Consider the following 18,153-nt stretch of genomic DNA (forward strand, 5'->3'; position numbering starts at 1 on the left):
TTCGGATCCAGGTAAGCCATCAGGCCCAGGAATATCCCTCCAATTCCTCCCGGCTGTGCCGGGGATACAACAAGGCGCCTCGTGGCGCACATGCACCGTTCGATGGTGTTGCGTTGTTTGTAGATCTCTCGGTCGAAGGCCGGTGGCCTGCCGCCCTGGCTGCCGCGACGCAGCCGATGACGTTGCTGGTCCGCAGGGATGGGGATCACCGCTCGGATGCCGCGCTTGCGTAGGTGCTCGCGAATCGCACGGGAGGAGTACGCCTTATCCGCCAGGACCACGTTCGGCCTGGTGCGGGGTCGCCCACGGCGTCGGGGAACGCGTAGCCGGGCCGTAACGTCGGTGAACGCGGGTGCGTCGCCGGATTGTCCGGCGGTGAGAACGAAGGCGAGAGGCCGACGGTGTCCATCGGCCGCGAGGTGAATCTTCGTGGTCAGCCCGCCGCGGGACCGGCCGATGGCATGGTCGGTTGGCTCGTCGGCCAAGGCCCCTTTTTGCGGGCCCCAGCTGCATGCTGGTGGGCCCGCACGATCGTGGAGTCCACCGAGACCGCCCACTGCAGGTTCTCGGCTGCGTCGGCCTGGGCCATCAGCGCGTTGAACACTCGCTCCCACGTACCGTCGACGGCCCACATCCGCAGCCGGTTGTAGACGCCTCGCCAGTTCCCATACCTCTCCGGAAGGTGGACCCACTGCGCACCGCTCTGGAACTTGAAGGCGATGGCATCGATCACCTCACGGTGATCCCGCCATCGACCACCCCGCTTCGGCGTCCGGTCCGGGAGTAATGGCTCGATGTTCTCGAGGCCGTACTCACATCCGAGGGAGCCCTGTCCCGTCGGCCTGTCATAGGCGTGCATGTTCCGCCGTCACCTCGAAGGTCAGCGGTCCAGTACGGCGCGGGCATGTACGAGCAAGATGTCCCGGACGGGGGGTATCGCACTTGGTTCGACTTGAGCCAGTACCGGCAGGCCGTGGTACCAGCCGGAGGTGTTCAGCGCCTGTGAGAGGAAGGGGACAGCCGTTCTCCTGTCTGCCGAAGCGGAGGGGGTCACGGTCAGCGCGAGGTGCTGGATGGTACGGGTGAACGGATCCGTGCGGGCGGGGTCGGTGCCTGGGAGGGGGCGGGCCGGGATGCGGGTGAAATGGCGGGCGACCGCGCTCGACGCGGCTGCGCGGCGCCGCGGATCCGGGATCCGGCCGGCGACGCTCTCAGCGGCTTCGGCGTCACCGCGGGCCGCATGGAGGACTGCGAGGGCGGCGACGGGGGAGTGGGCGGCGCCGCGGTGTTTCATGTCCAGTTCCAGCCAGTTCAGTTGCCGGCCGGGGTCGTGGCCGTCGCCGAGGCGCAGAAGGGCGTGCACGAGGACCTCTTCGGGCTGCCAGGTCGGCGGGCCGCCTCTCGTCATGCGGTCGAGGGCTTCCGCCTTCACTTCCGAGGTCAGCTCCTGCGAACGACCAAGGCTGTGAGGAGTAGTGGCTGGTAGGAGTTCGGCGAGGCGGACCAGTAGGCCCTGGCTGCGGGGCGAGGTGCGGCCGGCGTGGAGTTGCTCGAGAAGCGGGAGCAGCAGGTCGGTGGACATCTGCGGGTGGCTGGGGCCGAGTTCCGCAGCGACGGCGACGCGGGCCGAGCGGTCCGTCTTTCGCCACTCGGCCCGCCGGCTGCGGTCGGCGGGCGGCCGCTGCTGCTCGATGAGAGCGAGCGCGGCTTCCGCGTCGCCCACGGCTGCCAGCGCCTGCGCCGCGAACGGCCAGTGCGTGTTCGGGGCCGAGCGGAGGGCCGCCCCCAGGGCTGCTTCCCGCGCGTGCTCCCGTGCCTGCGCGCTCTGACCGGTGTCCGCGTAGGCCAGAGCCACCGCGGCGTGGGCCCGTGTCCGGTCAGCGGGGCTCTGCGCCAGTTCGAGCAGCGCCTCGAGGTCTCCGGCGGCTTCGGCCCGGACGAGCGCGCCGGCGAGATCCGGCAACCAGACGGGCGCGTGGCCCGTGGCCGTTCCGGTGGACGGCAGGAAGACCAGCGCCTGCTCGAGGCAGCGCTCGGCTTCGCTGTCGTCGCCCTGGTCCGCGAGCCGGAAGGCTTCGTCGGCCAGCCGCTCACCCTCCGAGGCGTCGTTGTCGTCGGAGGCGTCCGGGAAGGTCCGCTCCGACGGGAGCAGCGCCTCCACCCTCGCCAGCACGTCGTCGAACTCTTCTCCGACCGCCCCGACGTCGTCGTGCGCCCGGGCGAGAGCGGCGAGCGTGTGGCGGAAGTCGAACTCGAGGTGGAAGGCATCGGCCGCAGTCAAAGGGTCGTCGCCCAGGACCGTGGAGGCGATGTGGCGGTGGGCTGTGCCCACCAGGTCGGTCGCCTCCTGCGGTCTGGCCTGCGACAAGAACGACGCGGTGGCCGCGAGGACGGCGACGTTCGCCAGAGTGGGCGCAGCCTCCCAGACCGCGTGAGCGTGCTGCAGAACGCGGTCGTACAGCCGGTTCACTCGTGTGTCGTCCGCCGCTGCGACGGTTGCCCAGAGTTCGAGGGCCACAGCACCGGTGCCGTCGCCTTCCAGGGCTTCGGCGGCCAGGGTCTCGGCCTGCTCCTCCAGTTCGTCAAGAAGCTCCGGACGACGCGAGGGCAGCATCCGCGCGGCTTCCGCGTAGGCCTCGTTCCGCGCGGTGCTCGAGCCGCGGGTGGAGCGCAGCAGGGCCAGACCGTCCCGCTCCTGCTCTGCCGCCAGCAGGGCGAGCGCGGCCTGCCCGGCGGCCGCCTCGGCCTCGTCCGTCGCGTAGTCGCGGCTTCCCGTCGCGGTGAGAGCCGTCCGGGCCCAGTGCGCCGCATCACGGGCGGTATGAGCGGCCTGCTTGTTTCCGATGGCAGCCAGTACGTGGGCCACGCCCGCCAGGTTGTCCGCCTTTGCCGCAGCGGATCCCGACGCCAGCGCCAGATTCCTGGCCCGGCGGACATCGCCCAACCGGGCGATGGTGCGAGAGACCGCGCCGGGAAGAGGGCGTACGCGCGGGACCAGCAGTTCCCGGGAGGCAGAGGCACGCGCCGCGGTGGAGAGGCTCGGCGACGAGCTGGACGGTGCGACGAAGTCCAGGTCCGCGAGGGCGACGTCCGGCCCGGAGCGCTCGGCGAGGCGGAGCTGGCGACGGGGGTCGAGTACGAGGTCTGCGAGTCGCCCGGTGTCTGCGCTTTCGCGGACGAGCCGGGTGTAGCCGGTCAGGAGGTAGTTGGGGGTGTCCTCCGGCCAGCCCTCGGCACGGAAACCGTCCGCCCAGGCGTGGAGTTGCATCGTGCAGGCGGTAAGGGTGGTCCTGCCGAGGGCGGTCACCGCGACCTTCTGCAGCTCGGTGTGGGCGAGAACGAACGTCTGGAGGCCGGCGTCGACTTCGGCCTGCAGCTGTGCGTCCAGGGGCAGGAGGTCGACGCGGGTCGGAGCCATGGAACGGCCGACCACGCTGCGCAGCTTCTCCTCCACCTCCAACGGCGGGATCCCGATGAGATCGGCAAGGTCCTGCCCGCTCAAGGCGCCCTGGGCGGAGGCGAGCAGCCCCAGGAGACGGCGGCCGACGGCCGGGTCCTTCACCAGCGCATTCAACTCCTGCATGGCGGAGTCCCGGATGATCCGGGCCGCAGGCGAGTCGGTCAGCCGACGAACGACGACGCCCGGGCTGCGCAGGGGATGGTCCGAGACCAGATCCAACGGAACGTGCGGGTGGTGCCGACCGGCCACGATGACCCGCATGCCGTGCGGCGGGTGCTTGGGCAGGAGCCCGGCGATTCCGTAGCCTTTCCGGTCGGCATCCGCGTCCTCGTCGAGCCCGTCGACGATCAGTAGCAGGCGTCGGTGCCGCGCCGCCCTGGCACGAGCGGCGGCCTCGTACAGGGGGCCGAGGTCCGGTGCTTCAGGGGCCACGGCCGGCGGTCGCCTCAGTCCGGCGGCGGACGCCAGCTGCTCGCCGACGACCCGGACGAACCCCTCGCGGACGTTGGTGCCGAGTCGGCCGACGATGAAGTAGTGCGCGGCATCCACCCCGGCGGGGAGGCGCTGAGCTGCGAACCAGGCGAGCAGGGCGGTCTTGCCGGCCCATGGCCCGGCCTGCAGCCAGAGATATTGCGGGGCACCGTCGGGTGCGGCGGCGAACGCCTCCAGCTCGGCGAGTTCCTCTTCCCGTCCGACGAAGTCGAGCGGAAAGACGTCTGTGAGGGTCTGCGACGCTCCCCTCAGAAGAGTGCCTCGAGAAGCGGCGTCGACGCGCGGCCCTCTACCTCCTTGCCCGCTTCTGCTGCGGGCCTGCGCGGCGTCGAGCAGGGCCTGCCAAGCCGCGGGCGGCTTCCGGCGGTGGCCGGGAGTGCGCCCCTCTGCCAGCTCCTCCAACCGTGGAATCAGCTTGTCGCGGACGTAGTAGTAGTGGCCGTTCTTCTTGTGCGGCACGCTCTGGTCGTTGAGCCATTCGCTGAAGCTGCTGTTTGACACCTTGTGGCCGCAGCTCCTGGCGTGGGCGACGAGGTCTCGCAGCCTGAGGTCCGTGCCTCCACCCGCGGCCTCGTAGAGCCGTTGCAGGAACTCGGCGAACGGTGTCTCCGGTCCGACGACGCTCTCCGCACCGTCCGCGGACGACTTCTCCGGAAGAATTCTTACCCCTCTCTGAGCTGCACCTGCACGGCCTCTCAGCCCTGTCGAACTTCCCCGGAACCTGGCCGGAAGGCCGATACCTGTGGAACCGCGCCCGGCGGAGCAGCCATCGGGCGACGACCCCAGGGGGATCCATCCCATGTCCGTCCTGCTGACCGTCCTCGAGTCCGTGCTCCAGGAGGCCGCCACCCTCTCCGCCGCCACCGGCCTCGCCTACACCGGCGGCGTCGTCACGGTTGCCGCGTCCTCCGTCCTCCTCCGCGACCCGCAGCGCCGGCGCGACGCCCGGGCGACGCTGCGGATCCTGGTCCGGCGCGGCGAGAAGCGCTGACTGCGGATGAGCCTGGCCCTACGAAGCCGTAGGGCATAGCCTCACCTGTGTTCGCAGCCCCGCGTACGCGGGGATGGCCCTCGTTACGGGCAGAGCCTCTCCTGACTCCCGCGCGTGCGGGGATGATCCGCAGGCCATCTGCGGGTTTAGCGGAGCGACCGACTGCTCCCCGCACCTGCGGGGATGATCCCCCGCACCGTTCTCACCGCGTGAGGACCAACCCGCAGCTGTACGCCCGCGCATGCCCCAGCCCACTCGCCAGCACCCCGACCAGCGTCTCCGGATCAGTGACCGTCAGGGACCCGCGGATCTCCGCCCGCCCGATCCGCACCGGCTTGCCGCGGTGTCCGCTGGAGACGGTCGGCAGCATGCGGATGCCGAGAGCGTCCGCGTCGGCCGTGGCGCCGATCCGGACGACGCCGTCCTCGGCGGTCGGCGGCTCGCCGTCGCCCTGGAGGCGGCGAACGAACCAGCGTTTCACGTGCTCCGGCGTCGTGTGGGCCGACCGCGTGCCGCGCACCTTCTCCGCAGTCGGCCTCCCCGGCCGGCTGCGGGTCGGGTTCACGACCGTACGGAAGCCCACGACCTCCCCCGCCTTGAACGTACGGTCCACGGTGATGACGTCCGGCGCCGTGGTGAACGCGGCCCGCGGTATCCGGGACCAGTCGCCCGGCACCCTGGACTGCACGACGAGCACCAGGGCGGCGGCCTTGAGATCCACCGACCACGTCGACAGGACGCCCATCTGGGACCGGGCGTCCGCGTCCCCGTCCTGGACCCAGCCGCGGAAGCCGCTCATGACGGTGCGGTGCATCTCCTGGGCGTCGACGAGCGATTTGGCGACGAGCGGGTGGCGGGCGTCGAGGGACAGGACCGAGTGGGTGGTCACGAAGCGCGCCGTGGAGGCGCGTGTGCTGTTCGCGGAGTTCACGGGATGAGGTCCCAATCGGTCGCGTTCGGGGCGATGGTGACGCGCGTACGGGTCTCCCAGCGCGTGGCGTGGGTGCGACGGGCCGGGTCGAAGGTGACGGGCTGGTCGTTGACCGGTGCCGCACCCCTGGTGCCGGGTGCCGCCTGGAGCCACGCCCAGGGCCGGCGACCGGAGGTGTCGGAGCCGTCGGGGCCCGGCAGCAGCCGCATTGAGGCGAACACCTCCGACACCGTGCCGGGCTCGATCCCCGCGGCGAGGGTCCCGGAGGGCGGGCAGGACTTCCGGCCGAGCCACAGCAACTGCTTCGGGTGCTCCAAGGCGTGCCCGATCTGCTCGAGCAGACCCTTGTCCTCGTGCTGGAGCCCCACGAGGAACGCGGCGTCCGACAGGTACCAGCGCTCGGTGATCATCGCCCGTCGCGAGAGCTCTCCCGAGACGAGAGTCCCGGACACCGGGTCGGCCGCGATCTTCTTCGGGGCGCCGTACCAGCCGGCCAGTTCGTGGTGGCCGAAGCCGGGGCCGTCGGCCGCCTCCATGCTCTCGGCGACGGCGGCGGCCCGCCGGTGGTCGGTGATGATGTCCCGCGGCCTGATGGGATACCTGCCGGCGCCGACGGTGTGGTAGTCCCGTACGGGAGTTCCCGGGTGGTCGGCGCGGACTCCGTAGACGAGCTCGGCGAGGTCGTCGATCGGGTCGGTCCGGTCCCGGCCGAGGGCCGCCGCGCACAGCCCGACGACGGCGGACTTGGTGGGGCGGGTGTGGGTGTCGCGCTGGGAGAACCGGGACACGACCCCCCAGGACTGCAGCGGGGCGGCCAGCCGGACGAGCAGGACGTGGCTCACGCCGTCAGCTCCTTGGCCGTGGTCACCGGGGTCGCGCCGAGGTCCCCCAGCGTGGTCAGGAGCTTCGCGATCTGCGGGTCGTAGGTCAGAACACGGCCGGAGACGATGTCGGGCCGGCGAGCGCTGACGAAGGCGTGGTGCTCCAGCAGCCGCCTGACCGCTGCGGGGCCGGCCGGCCCGTCGCCGCCGTTCTCGTCCTTGGTCGGGGGTCGCTCGTCGATCGGCGTCTGGAAGGCCGCAGCGTAGTTGTACGGGCGCTCCCCCTCGAAGGCGAGGACCAGCGCGGGCAGTGAGCCGGTGGAGGCGGTCGAGTTCCGCTTGGCCTCGGGGAAGGCGTCGACGAACGCGTTGACGAACTCCTCCTCCGCGGCGACGGAGGCCTCCTCCGCCTCCTCGATGCTCATGCCTGCGGCACGGAGGTTGTTGCGCAGTCGCACGCGATCGAGAACGGCGTGCCGGTAGAAGGTCCCGGTGATCAGCGACTGGTAGCCGGTCATGCCGGCGCCGGCGTCGTCGGCCGCGTCGAGGAAGTCCAGGGCGTTCTTCTTGCGGTCGAGCTTCGCGTCGTCGGCGGCGGCATAGAAGTCGTCGACCTGCTCCGCCTCGTGCACGGTGAAGGCGTGGCTGCTCTGGACGGCGCCGTCGACGTTCGGGGAGTCGGCGATCTCGGCGAGGAAGCGGCCGTAGAGGGCGATGTCGATGGCGTCCCGTGGGGCGAGCGCCGTGAGGACGGCAGCGCGAGTCCCGGAGGGCAGCGGGGGCAGCGGGGGCAGCTTTGAGTCGGCCGCGGCGTCTTCGACGGGCTCGTCTCCCTCACCCGTACCGGTGTCGGCGGGTTTGCGTCCGCCCTTCTTGCTCTTCTTGGCCGCTGCGGCCTGCGCGGCGAGGTACTCCTCCGTCCAGGACCGCAGCTCCTCGGCCTCCTCCTGGATGTGGGCGGCGATCCGCTTGCCCGCGTCGGAGGGGGCGAAGAGGAGCACCTTGGTCAGGTTCGCCACGGTCTTCTTCGACAGCTCGCCGAACTTCAGCCCGGTCGCCTCGATGACCGCACGAGCCGTACGGATGGCCTCCTCCCGGTCCCAGCCGTGCGTCTCCTCCAGCTCCCGGCCCGTGAGGAGCGCCCACTCGCGGGTACGGGTGCCGGTGCTGCGCCCCGCCAGCGAACCGACGCCGGCATTGGCGCGGTCCCGGGCGTGGACCCGTTCGGCCCGGCGCCGCGCCTGGCTCGTGATCATGTGCCGTTCGGCGCCGCCGTAGACGATGGACTTCGGGGAGCCGTTCTCGTCACGGACGGGGAGCACCGCGACCAGGGTCTCCAGCAGGTGCAGGGAGAGGAACTGGCTGCCGGCGGGGGAGTTGCTGGTCACGTGGTGGGGCCCTTCTGGCTCGTGTCGGTGGCGGGAGGCGTCTGCGGCGGGTTCCTTCTCGGCGGCGGCTCGTGGAAGGCCAGCGCCCACTCGTAGGAGACGCGCGCCTTGCGGTCGTGCCAGCGGCTGAGGTCGTCGGCGAGGTGGGCCCAGGACGGCGGCTGCCGGTCGCAGGCGCGTAGCCGGGCCACCGCGTGCTGCAAGTGCCGCCACGGGATGCGGCGGCTGGAGACGATGCGGTCGACGAGACGGGCCGCGCCCGGATCGTCGGGCCCCCGCTTGACACCACCGCCGATGCGGCGGGCGGCCTCCCCGAGACTCCCGTAACCGGGAGTGGGCTTGGAGCGGCCCTGGTGGTAGACCGCGAACAGGAAGGCGACCTGCTCGTAGACCTCCCGCTGCTCCGCGTCGTCGGTCGGGCTGTACCAGATGGCCCGGTAGTGGGGCTCCTTGCGGACGCGGGGCCGGCGGAGCTCGGCGAGACTGCCGTTGTCGTGATTGCGGACCAGAGAGATGAGCCACGAGGTGAGGGCGAGGGCGCTCTCGCTGGCCGGTCGGTCGGAGGCGGGCTCGGAGCTCTTGGTCTGGGTGGTCATGCCCTCTCCCTACGGAGTTCCTGGAATTCGGCCGGGGCCTTGGGCGACGCCAACTCGTCGTCGAACCGCCGCAACGCGGCGGCCCGTGCCTTCACCCCCTGCGAGTTCCGCGGCAGCGAGTCGAGCGACTCCGTGAGGAACCTTCGAGCATCGGCGGACACCCCGGCCGCGAAGTCGAGCAGGCTCTCCTGCACGGGCTCGCCGACGGTGGTGTCGTCCATCAGCAGGTCGAACGGTTCCCGCGTCGCCGCCCAGTGCCGGCCGCGTGCGTCGAAGCGGGCGATCTGGCCCGCCTTGTCGGCCGGCTTGGGGTTCGGATAGGCGACGGTCCAGGCCGCGTACGCCGCCTTGTACAGGGCCGAGGCCACGAACTCGGCGAGCTCGGACCCGCGGAAGGAGGCGTGGTAGAGCCTGGCCTCCAGACCCGGTGCGAAGGGGAACGTGCCGTCGACCCAGGTGATGGCCGTGGTCTGCTTCGCGACCAGCCCGACGGTCCACAGTTCGATGCGGCGCGCGGGCTGCTGACCGGGCTCCGGCGCCACGTCCTGCGGCGGGAAGAGAGCGAGGCGACGGTAGAGCGTGGATCCGTCGTTCCCGGCCTCGGAGGACCGGGCCTCGTCCACGGCGGCGTAGAGGGCATGGGCCTCACGCCAGACGGCCCGGGTCGCCGACGCCCACAACGGCTTCGCGCTGCCGTCGGCCTTCTTCGCGTACACGGCGTCCTGCATGTGCTCGCTGCGCAGGTCGAGCAATTCCCCCGCCCCGAGCAGGACCCGGTCCACGGCGTCCCCGTGCCGTGTCGGGCGGAGCAGTACGGAGCGGCCCAGACAGCTGTGCAGGTCGGCCGGGCCGCTGACGGGGCGGGCGTCAGGCTTGTGGGTGAAGCCCCGGCGCTCCTTCCCCGTCGTCCAGGAGAGGTTCAGCTCCCCGGGCGGCCCTGTGACGGGGGCGAGGTTGAGGCGCAAGGTCTCACCGAGCGTGGTGCCGAGCGCGACCACGCGGATCCGGGCGCCGAGGCGGGTGGCGGCGAGGTTCGTGATGGTGGCGCCGAGCGTCGCCTTCCCGGATATCCGGGCCCGTCCGGCCGGCCCGTACACGTGCTGCGTCAGCATCGCCCGGAAGGCCTCGGCCACGGGCAACGGACTGGAGTGGTCGAGGTGGTGGTGGTCGAAGAACTGGTTGTAGTCACCGACCCGCTCGATCACCAGCTGCGCGGGACCGGCACCGTGCTCGTCGAGGAACGGGGCGAGGAGGGCGTTCTGCCCGAGAGGGTGAGTGGGGTGGAACAGATCCCAGATCTCGTCGTCGGGACGCTGGGTGAGCCACCGGGCGGCAGGGCGGAGGGCGTGTTCCTCGTCCACCCAGGCCGGCCAGGCCGCGGCAGAGGCCGGGTAGACGCCCGCGGCGTAGCAGATGGCGAGCAGGAACTCGATGACCGCGACCTTCTCCCCGGGCGTCTGTCCTTCGACGGTCCGCAGCTCGTCGGCGTCGTGCAGGATCTCGACGAGGTTCCGCGCGACGAGCCGGCCGTCGAGCGTCAGAACCCGGACGCACGCCTCCTCCCGGGGGTCCCATCGGGGGCGTGTCGCCCCGGCGAGTGGTCCGCGTACGTCAGCCAAGGTGCATCGACCGCCTCTTTGCCCTTAACGGTTGTGTGCTGTGACGGGCATGACGCTAGCAAGCGGGAGGTGACCGCGTGAGGGATTCGATGACATCAACTCGTCGTTCACGAAACTGAGTTACGAGGTTCCGCTCGCCGTCCCTGCCTCCTTCGCCGTACTGCAGGTCCGGCTCCTTCTGGGGCTGCCTCTCGGCTCCCGTACAGAGGCTGAACAGATCACGACGACAGACCGGAAGGCCGCCGCGACGGCGGCACGATCCGCAGCACCTCCCACAGCGGTCGCCTCCCCGCCGCCCACTATTCGGTGCCGTCCTGGCCGTGATCGGCGTCCGGCAACGGCCCTCGAGCGACGTGGAACAGCCTCCCGGCCCATGACGGCCCGGCCGGCCGTTGCTGAACACGGCGAGGCGGAAGACGGAGAAGGAGCGGCTGTCGACGCACCCAGCTGGAGAAGGCGTCACGGGTGGTGCTCGCGCGGGCGGCGAAGGTGCTGCTTCGGGAGCTGGAGCTGGTCGAGGAGCACGGTGCGATGTGGACGTGGCCGCGCTGTGGTCGGTGGTGGAGGAGGTCACCCCGCGCGCCGCCGTGATGACCGCGGCGGCCACGGTGGTCTCGCTGGTGCCCGAGGACGAGAACTCGGCCGAGGTCGCCATGCGGGCCGTGCTCGCGAACCAGTACGCCACGGTGCGCCCGTTCCTGTCGCTGCTGGGCGAGTCGAAGGCGCTGGACGCGGCGAGCGCAGGGACGGGGCCTGGCCGGGGTCCGGGGTCTTCCGGCGCCGGCGCGGCGGAAGCTGAGGCCGCCGCAGCAGACGACGGCCTGCCGGCGCGGGAGCGCGTCCGCATCCGCCAGCCCGGAGAGCCGCTCACCGCCGAGGAGACGACCTACGCGAGCGACTCAGGCCAAGCCCCACCCGAACGCCGAGCTGCGATAGACCCGCCCATGACCTGCAGCGATCCCATGATCACCGGCTTAGCGTCAACCGCTGTACCGAAGCTCCCCGAGGCCGGAGTTGCATACCGCCCCTGGTGCTCACACGGGTCCTACGCCCACCAGCGAGCCATCGTGGCAGCCTGTCCTTCGCTCTCCCTCAAGGCCGGTGACCGGTTGTCGACCACCTGCTCCCGAACGACCGGGCCGCCCTCGCCCTTATGGGCCCCTGAGCTGCGGTTTCAGGAAACCGCGCACAGATATCAAACGGCGAAATCGTGCAGCGGGTTGCAGGCCCCACCTCGTCTTATCCACGTGGATTAAGCGGGTGGATTCGAAACACCTTCCCGCAGATGTTCCAGCGTTCACGACGTGGAGAGCATCACGCGGTTCGATAGTGTATTCTTCCGAACTGTTATCTCTTCGGTGCCCGGGTGGCATCCAGCTGGCTCCATCCGGCGAGAGGAGGTGACACAAGGTGGACAGCACCGCGCCTGAGCCTCGTAAGGGGGGCAAGGAGCCGGTGTGGACTCAGCAGCTTCGCCGGGCCGCAGACGCGGCCCGTCTCGTAGCAGCCGTCCTCCAAGCGCTGTACTACAGCCTGAGGATCTGGTGACCTGCGAGTGAAAGCAGATGAGCCCCCCTCGGCCAAGGGAGGCTCATCGTGAGTCCTACACCGCTTGGGAGCCCCGCACTTGCTGACAGGCGAGCCGCGGGGCTTCCTCATGTGGACTGTGAGACGACGACATCTAGTCGTCTGTGCGCCAGACTACCACGTCTCACTAATTTACCCATCCGGGGAAGCTTGGTAAATCTACAGCTTCCTAAGCGATCCATATTTGCTGGGACGCCATAGTTAGTCCGGAGCTAAAATTAGCGAACGGCCATGTTGCAAAAACGTGAGAGTCGCTGGATCTTGCATCTTGCAAAAACGCTCGTCCTGCGCAACCTCGAAGCTGGCTAAATACGTCAGGAACGGGATCGCTGCGTCTCCAGAAGATGCACATCACAGTCCGACCCAGTTCGCCGGCAACCGTCAGAGGCCCCGTCGACAGCGTTGACGCACGTCGGACCGTGACTGATGAACCGTCCTCCTTGACCCGCTCAACCGTCGGACAGCCCAGGGGCCAGCATCGACAGATGTATGACGCCCGCCGAAGGGCGTCATGCGGACGTCAGACAACGCGTTGCCAACGCCCGCTCTTGACTGGTGAACTGTCGTTGCCCCCCTCCAACGTGCGTCTGACGCCCCTCGACGGGCGTCAGACGGGCGTCAGACAACGCACCGGAAACGGTCGGACGGCGAAGGCCAAGGTGGTCCATGACCGAGCCTCGCAGTCAACTTCACCGTCCAGGTCGACGAGTCGCCAATCGTTGACCAGCGTCGTCGGGGGTCGTCAGCCACGGTGAGAGGGCCAGAAGGAGAGACCGGGTGAAGACCCCAGGCGATCGCACACGTAGACCTCCTGCGACTCCCCTTTCGCGAGGGGCTGGGGGTGGTTCCTCCACTACAGATTCAAGGCCTCCCGCACGCCTGAAGCCCCATCAGATCTGTTGCCGCCATGCTCCCTAGTCTCACCTGAATGGTGGACTGAAGGGCGGAGGGAGAATGACAGGTCACAGCCGCTACAGCCATAGCTCAACAGCAGCGTCACTGGTGCCCGACGGACGTCCGAATTAAGCGTGGACTCCTGCTTCCATACCCCCAACCCGAGTCGACTGACCACGTTTGATCAGCTCTGCTGGCGAGGCATCAGTCAGCCGCCGGCCATCCCCGCTCACTGGCCACAGGCTCTGGTGGAGAAGGTCAGGCCAGATTGAGGCCACCTCCCAGGCCGCGCCGGGCTCAAGAGGCGGAGGTAGAGGGGGCGTGACGGAGGACTGGAGACTACGTCCTGTAACGCCAGTCTGGTCGCCGGCCGACGGCGTCCTCGAGCCACGCCGTGCTCGGCGCTCCTCGATCTCCCGCATCATGCGCTCCCGCTCCTCCCGCACGGCCGGAACGGTCGCCTGCTTGTACCGGCCGACCAGCTCATCGAGGTGCGCGGAGATGCCGTCCAACGCCTCCTCCGGCCGCAGCGTCGGCCGCTCCCCCGCGAGGGACTCCGCCCACGTGGAGATATCGACGGTGTACTCCAAGGGCTCCACCGTGCCGTACGGGCCCTCGGCCCGGACCGTGAACACGTAGACGCTGGGCAGTTCGGTCCCCCACCGGTCGTGCTCGTCGAACAGGTAGGTCAGGTCGCCGCCCCGGCGGCAGCATCGGGATCGGACGAGTCAGTACCCGCTGGAGGATCTCGGCGGACTCCTCGCCCCAGGTCGTCTCGAGTGGCCGGTCCGCGCTGATCCGTACGTTGCGTGCGACCGTGGTGCCGATGTTCTGGATGACGAGAACCATCAGCGGGTGCCCGGGCATGGTGGGCTCGATGTCCACGATGACGTATGGCTCGTTCTGCTCGCGGTGGACGCGCTCCGCCAGCTCCAGCTGCTTCTTCACAGAACTGCGGGCGATGTTCGCTTGCCACGCGCTGATGAGGGCAGCGATGACGGCAACGACTGCGGTTCCGAGACCGATCCAGTCTCCGGCATCCAGCGCCTCGAGGTGATCCATGCGGGCACGCTATCGGCCGGTACCGACACCGGGGCGAGCATCCCGGCGATGGCCGGTACGGACCGGTCACGATCAGATCGCGGTCCTGCAGAACTCCCGCACGCCGCGCAGCGTCGTCCCCAGCTTCTGCTGGGTCGCCCGGCTGTCGAGGCGTACGTCCAGGGCGCCGGGCAGGGGGCTGTCGGCCCGCAGTCCGGCGGGCAGGCGTGAGGCGTCGAGGCCGTCCCGGCCGGCGATGAGCGTGCCCAGCTCGAAGCGGCTCACCGCGTCGGCTCCTGCGAGGTGGTGGATGCCGGCCGTCTCCAGCGACGCCAGCTCCAGCAGGGCGGCGGCCAGGTCGCCCACGTACACGGGGCAGCGGACGTCGTCGGTGAACAGGGCGCCGGCGCGGGTACCGGCGGCCAGCTGGTACACGGTCTGCTCGTGAGCGGACCGCCCGTGGCCGATGATCAGCGACGTGCGGGCGACGACGGCCTCCGGGTGCACGGCCAGGATCCCGGTCTCGGCCGCCGCCTTCGCTGCGCCGTACGGGGTGACGGGGTCCGGGAGGCAGGGCTCGTCGTAGTGCACTCGCGAGCCGGAGAACACGGCGTCGCTGGACACGTGGATCAGGCGGATCCCGTGCTGCGCGGCGGCCATTGCGAGCCGGATGGGGCCCTTGGCCGTAATTGCCCAGTCGGCGGCGCCGCTCGAGACGTTGATGATGACGCGTGGCCGGACCTCGGCCAGGACGGCGTCGACGAGCTCCGGGTCCCGTAGATCCAGGTGGTGCCAGGCCGCTGTGGAGGTGTCGCCCGGTTTCGTTGCGTACGTCGCGGCTGTGGGGTGGCCGGCTTCTGTCGCCTGCCGGACGAGTTCGGTGCCGAGGAAGCCGCTGCCGCCGATGATCAGAGTGGTCATGGTGCGACACGGTAGACCGCCCGGAGCCGGTGGCGATGGACCCTCGGCGGTCCCCAGAACGCTGCCGGCCCGTGGTGGCCACCTCGAAGTGCAGGTGACCGCCACGGGCCGACAGCGTTCGGTCCGGACGGGCGGTCTCAATCCGTCTACGCCGCAGGTGTCCAGACGTAGATGTTCGGCTCCCGCTCGTCGTTGCGGGTGCCATCGGTTCGGTCGGCCTCGACGAAGCCGTGCCTCTCGTAGAGGCGCTGGGCCGCACGGTTCACCTGGAACGTCCACAGCGTCAGTCCGCCCGGCTGCCGCTGCTTGGCCAGGTCCATGAAGCGGTCGCCCAGCCCGCGGCCGCGCCACGCCGGGTCCAGGAGAGTTGATCTTGAAGCCCTGAGCGTCCGGCCCGTCACCCGTTCGGCTCAGCGTCGTTGGTGGTGATGTTGACCATCGTCTTGGGGCCCGGGGTGGGTTGTGACCTCGATCGAGCGGACCGCGTATCCGCGGTTCAAGCGGCTGATCACCGCGCATGAGCTGCATCTGTTCTTCTCGCCGACCCGCGATGAGCTGGAGTGGGCGGCGGGGGCGGACAGGGATGAGCATCTGCTGACCCTGCTGCTGAAGTCGTATCAGCGCATGGGGTGCTTTCCGACGCTGGAGGACGTGCCGGAGCAGGTTGTGGAGTTCGTCCGCCGTGCGGTGGAGCTGCCGGAGGGCACGCTGCCGGTGTACCGGGCGGAGCGGACTGCCAAGCATCACCGGGGCCTGGTCTGCGGATCGGTCGGACGAGGTGAGAACGCTTCAAGAAACCCGAAGTTACGTCACAAGGTCACAGAGCACCCGAAGGAGGAAGAACCTCCTGGCCACGAGGCCAGAGACTCGGTGAGGCTCAGAGGAACTCACGGGATGTCGCACACTCGGGGCGGCGGGCTTCTGCCTCAGAACTTGAGCAGCAGCGCGAACCCGAGCCGAGCCACCCCGGACTTCTTCCGTAACCGGTCCATGTCGTCTTCCAGCGGCGTCCACACCTCGATCAGGTCCTCCCGTTCCCGGTCCTGCCGCGCCCCCGTACTCCTCACCCCGCGCCCATCAGACCGGCAAGTACGGGCTCGGCCTGTCGTACCAGCTGATGCGGAGCGCGTCGCGGGCGCGGGTCGCGGCGACGAAGAGGAGGGAGCGGGCCCTGAGTTCCTCGCGGGCGTAGCGGCGGGGGTCGGTGGTGCGGTAGCGCTCCAGGATGTCCGTGCGGGGGATGACGCCGTCGCGGGCGCCGACGATGGCGAGCTTCTGGTACTCGAGGCCCTTGAAGCGGTGCATCGTGCCGACGTGCACCTCGCCGTCTCCCTTGGGACCGTCCTTGGTGAGCTCGGCGACGGTGATGCCCGCCTTGGTGGCCAGGTGGAACATCACCTGGCTGACCATGTCCCGTTCCGCGACACACACGGCGATACTGCCGCGCGGATCGCGGCGCGGGCCGGCGCCGCCGTTGCCGGTGGTGATCTCCTCGCGCCAGGCGGTCAGGGCGGTGGCGAGCCGGTCGAGTTCGTCCTCCCAGGAGTCGCAGCGGACCAGGTCGGGCGCGGGTCCGCGCAGGACCGAGCGGTAGCCGTCGAGGGTGTCGGTGCTGTCGTCGAGGTCGTCGTAGGCGAGGTCCTTGCCGGTGAGGTCCACCACCCGCAGGGCCCGGGAGAGGATCTCCCTGGTGGTGCGGTAGCTGAGGGTGAGCCGGGAGGAGCGGCCCCGGATGTTGATGCCGACGGTGGAGAGGGTGACCTGCTGGTCGTAGATGCGCTGGTGGGTGTCGCCGGCGATGAACAGGTCGTCGGGGCCGGAGGCGACCATGGCGCGCAGCATCTTCCAGTGGGCGGCGCGCAGGTCCTGGGCCTCGTCGACGACGATGTGCCGGTAGCGGTGGTGAAGGAAGCGCATGCCGGAGCCGTCGTCGCGGTGGATGAGGTCCTTGCCGCCGACGGCTTCCTTGTGTTCCTGCCGGGCCCTGATCTTCGCGTCGCGTTCCGTCTCGAGGCGGGCGGCGCGCTCGGCGGCCTGACCCCAGGTCTCCAGGCCCTCCTTGTCCAGGCGGGCCGTGAACTGCTCCAGGATCTTCCAGATCTGCGCGCGTTCGGGGCGGGTGACGGAACGGCCGCGGCCGGCGCGACGGGCGTCGAAGTACGCCTTGCGGGTGCCGATGGACTGGCCGAGGACCACCTGGTCCCACTCCTCGTAGAGGAACTCGGCGTCCCAGCGGCGCTCGTCGAGCTCCAGCAGGAGCTGGCGCAGCACGGTGAGTGCGGTGCTGTCGTACACGCGCTGCCTGGCGGTGCCCTTGACGGAGTTCTCGCTGAGGACTCGCGCGGCGAGCTGGTCGATGTGGGCGATCTCCACGCGGGCGAGCAGCTCGGGTTCCATCAGCGAGGCGAGGCGGGCGCGCAGGTCGGTGGTGAGGTTCTTGGTGAACGTCGTCAGCAGGATGGGCTTGCTGTGTCCGGGCGGCAGCTGCTGCGCCAGGTGCTTGACCCGGTGCAGGGCGACGATCGTCTTGCCGGTGCCGGGGCCGCCCGAGACGCGGGCCGGACCGTTGTAGGCGCGGTGGACGAGCTTGGCCTGGGTGGGGTGCAGGAAGACCTTCCAGGCGCGGAAGTCGCCCTCCTCCAGGGCGGCCTGGATGTCGGCGTCGATGGTGGTGACGGTGGTGCGGGCGAGCGCGGCGCCGAGGTCCTGCGCGTAGTCCTGGCCGAGGTCGACCTTGACCGGGGCGGTGATCTCCTTGCGGACCTCGTCCAGGGGCATGCCGGCGGCGAGCCCGTACAGGATGTCCTTGGACAGCAGGGGCGCGCCCTCGACCAGCTGGTCGAGTTCGTCGCTGCCGGTTACGGCGAGCGCGAGGTCGATGAGCTGGTCGGCGACGCCGAGGTCCCGCAGGTCCTCCGCGGTGACGCCGGTGAGCAGGGGCGCGGCGGCGGGCGGGGCGGCCTCGGGTGCGGGCTGCGGGGCGGGCTCGGGCTCGGGTTCGGTGGGAGTGAGGGTGACGCCCGCGCGCCGCAGCACGCTCTCGCCCACCACCGAGAGGTCCACGAACTCGATCTCGCCGGTGATCCGGTTGATCGCGACCGAGAGTTCCTCGTAGACGTGCTTGCGGTGGCGCACTGCGATGACGAGCCAGTTCTCCTGGCCCTTGTCGTCGACGCCGGCCCTGGCCAGCAGGGCGCGGTACGACTGGTCGATCTTGGCGCGGAAGACGCGGCCGTCGCCCTTGAGGGGCTTGAGGTCCAGGCCTGGGTGGTCCGGGTCCTCGCGGAAGCGGTGGCAGAAGTCGTAGAACCTGCCCTTGACCGAGCGGTCGAGCTTGTACAGCTCCTGTTCGGCCTTCTGGTACAGGCTGAGCCGGGCGGTCATGGGATCAGTGTTGCCTTCCGTCGTCGGG

Annotated in this window: 11 protein-coding genes and 4 pseudogenes; 4 read left to right on the top strand and 11 right to left on the bottom strand. The window is 70.1% G+C overall.

The genetic code is table 11. The annotated features are described in order from the left end of the window. Window positions 1-89: 89 nt before the first annotated feature. Both KUM03_RS38235 and KUM03_RS11645 read right to left on the bottom strand, forming a co-directional pair. A pseudogene (locus tag KUM03_RS38235) lies at window positions 90-859 on the bottom strand (IS5 family transposase); the annotation flags it as partial. Window positions 860-880: 21 nt separating this feature from the next. Beyond that, a complete protein-coding gene (locus KUM03_RS11645; protein ID WP_217246965.1) occupies window positions 881-4,453 on the bottom strand; it encodes a hypothetical protein in 3,573 nt (1,190 codons plus the stop codon). Between the two features lie 298 nt (window positions 4,454-4,751). Here KUM03_RS11645 and KUM03_RS11650 point away from each other — a divergent pair, with 298 nt between their 5' ends. Continuing rightward, entirely contained in the window at window positions 4,752-4,943 is a 192-nt protein-coding gene (locus KUM03_RS11650) for a hypothetical protein (RefSeq protein WP_164273729.1), read from the top strand. A 202-nt stretch (window positions 4,944-5,145) separates the two neighbouring features. Here the strand turns inward: KUM03_RS11650 and KUM03_RS11655 are convergent, their stop codons facing one another. From KUM03_RS11655 to KUM03_RS11675, 5 genes are read right to left on the bottom strand one after another with little or no spacing between them, the layout of a single operon-like run. Beyond that, the gene (locus tag KUM03_RS11655; RefSeq protein WP_217246966.1) at window positions 5,146-5,874 is read right to left on the bottom strand and encodes a type I-E CRISPR-associated protein Cas6/Cse3/CasE; all 729 of its coding nucleotides are present in this window, start codon (window positions 5,872-5,874) and stop codon (window positions 5,146-5,148) included. Next, a complete protein-coding gene (cas5e, locus tag KUM03_RS11660; protein ID WP_217246967.1) occupies window positions 5,871-6,716 on the bottom strand; it encodes a type I-E CRISPR-associated protein Cas5/CasD in 846 nt (281 codons plus the stop codon). Before cas5e ends, KUM03_RS11655 begins: the two co-directional genes overlap by 4 nt. Next, window positions 6,713-8,083: a type I-E CRISPR-associated protein Cas7/Cse4/CasC gene (locus tag KUM03_RS11665; protein WP_217246968.1), complete on the bottom strand. Its 1,371-nt coding sequence runs from the start codon at window positions 8,081-8,083 to the stop codon at window positions 6,713-6,715. Before KUM03_RS11665 ends, cas5e begins: the two co-directional genes overlap by 4 nt. Beyond that, complete coding sequence (casB, locus tag KUM03_RS11670; RefSeq protein ID WP_217246969.1) at window positions 8,080-8,679, bottom strand: type I-E CRISPR-associated protein Cse2/CasB; 600 nt, start codon at window positions 8,677-8,679, stop codon at window positions 8,080-8,082. Before casB ends, KUM03_RS11665 begins: the two co-directional genes overlap by 4 nt. Continuing rightward, window positions 8,676-10,298 (bottom strand): type I-E CRISPR-associated protein Cse1/CasA, encoded by a 1,623-nt coding sequence (locus KUM03_RS11675; protein ID WP_254399211.1) that lies wholly within the window; start codon window positions 10,296-10,298, stop codon window positions 8,676-8,678. The genes casB and KUM03_RS11675 overlap by 4 nt, the downstream gene beginning before the upstream one ends. 392 nt (window positions 10,299-10,690) lie before the next feature. Here KUM03_RS11675 and KUM03_RS39190 point away from each other — a divergent pair. Next, window positions 10,691-11,096 (top strand): annotated as a pseudogene (locus KUM03_RS39190) (Tn3 family transposase); the annotation flags it as partial. A 2,184-nt stretch (window positions 11,097-13,280) separates the two neighbouring features. After that, window positions 13,281-13,418 (top strand): hypothetical protein, encoded by a 138-nt coding sequence (locus tag KUM03_RS11685; RefSeq protein WP_217246971.1) that lies wholly within the window; start codon window positions 13,281-13,283, stop codon window positions 13,416-13,418. Between the two features lie 495 nt (window positions 13,419-13,913). On the opposite strand, the gene KUM03_RS11690 is transcribed toward KUM03_RS11685, so the two are convergent. Further along, window positions 13,914-14,741: a sugar nucleotide-binding protein gene (locus tag KUM03_RS11690; RefSeq protein ID WP_217246972.1), complete on the bottom strand. Its 828-nt coding sequence runs from the start codon at window positions 14,739-14,741 to the stop codon at window positions 13,914-13,916. A 146-nt stretch (window positions 14,742-14,887) separates the two neighbouring features. Then, window positions 14,888-15,103 (bottom strand): annotated as a pseudogene (locus KUM03_RS11695) (GNAT family N-acetyltransferase); the annotation flags it as partial. Window positions 15,104-15,203: 100 nt separating this feature from the next. Here KUM03_RS11695 and KUM03_RS38240 point away from each other — a divergent pair. After that, window positions 15,204-15,437, top strand: a pseudogene (locus tag KUM03_RS38240) (DUF4158 domain-containing protein); the annotation flags it as partial. A gap of 230 nt (window positions 15,438-15,667) precedes the next feature. Here the strand turns inward: KUM03_RS38240 and KUM03_RS11705 are convergent. After that, a complete protein-coding gene (locus tag KUM03_RS11705) occupies window positions 15,668-15,808 on the bottom strand; it encodes a hypothetical protein (RefSeq protein WP_217246974.1) in 141 nt (46 codons plus the stop codon). 10 nt (window positions 15,809-15,818) lie between these two features. Beyond that, window positions 15,819-18,125 carry a UvrD-helicase domain-containing protein gene (locus tag KUM03_RS11710; RefSeq protein WP_217246988.1) on the bottom strand — a complete coding sequence of 769 codons (2,307 nt, stop codon included), beginning with the start codon at window positions 18,123-18,125 and terminating at the stop codon, window positions 15,819-15,821. Between the last annotated feature and the right edge of the window lie 28 nt (window positions 18,126-18,153).

It is taken from the genome of Streptomyces sp. AC602_WCS936, from assembly GCF_019049125.1.
Classification (GTDB): Bacteria; Actinomycetota; Actinomycetes; order Streptomycetales; family Streptomycetaceae; genus Streptomyces.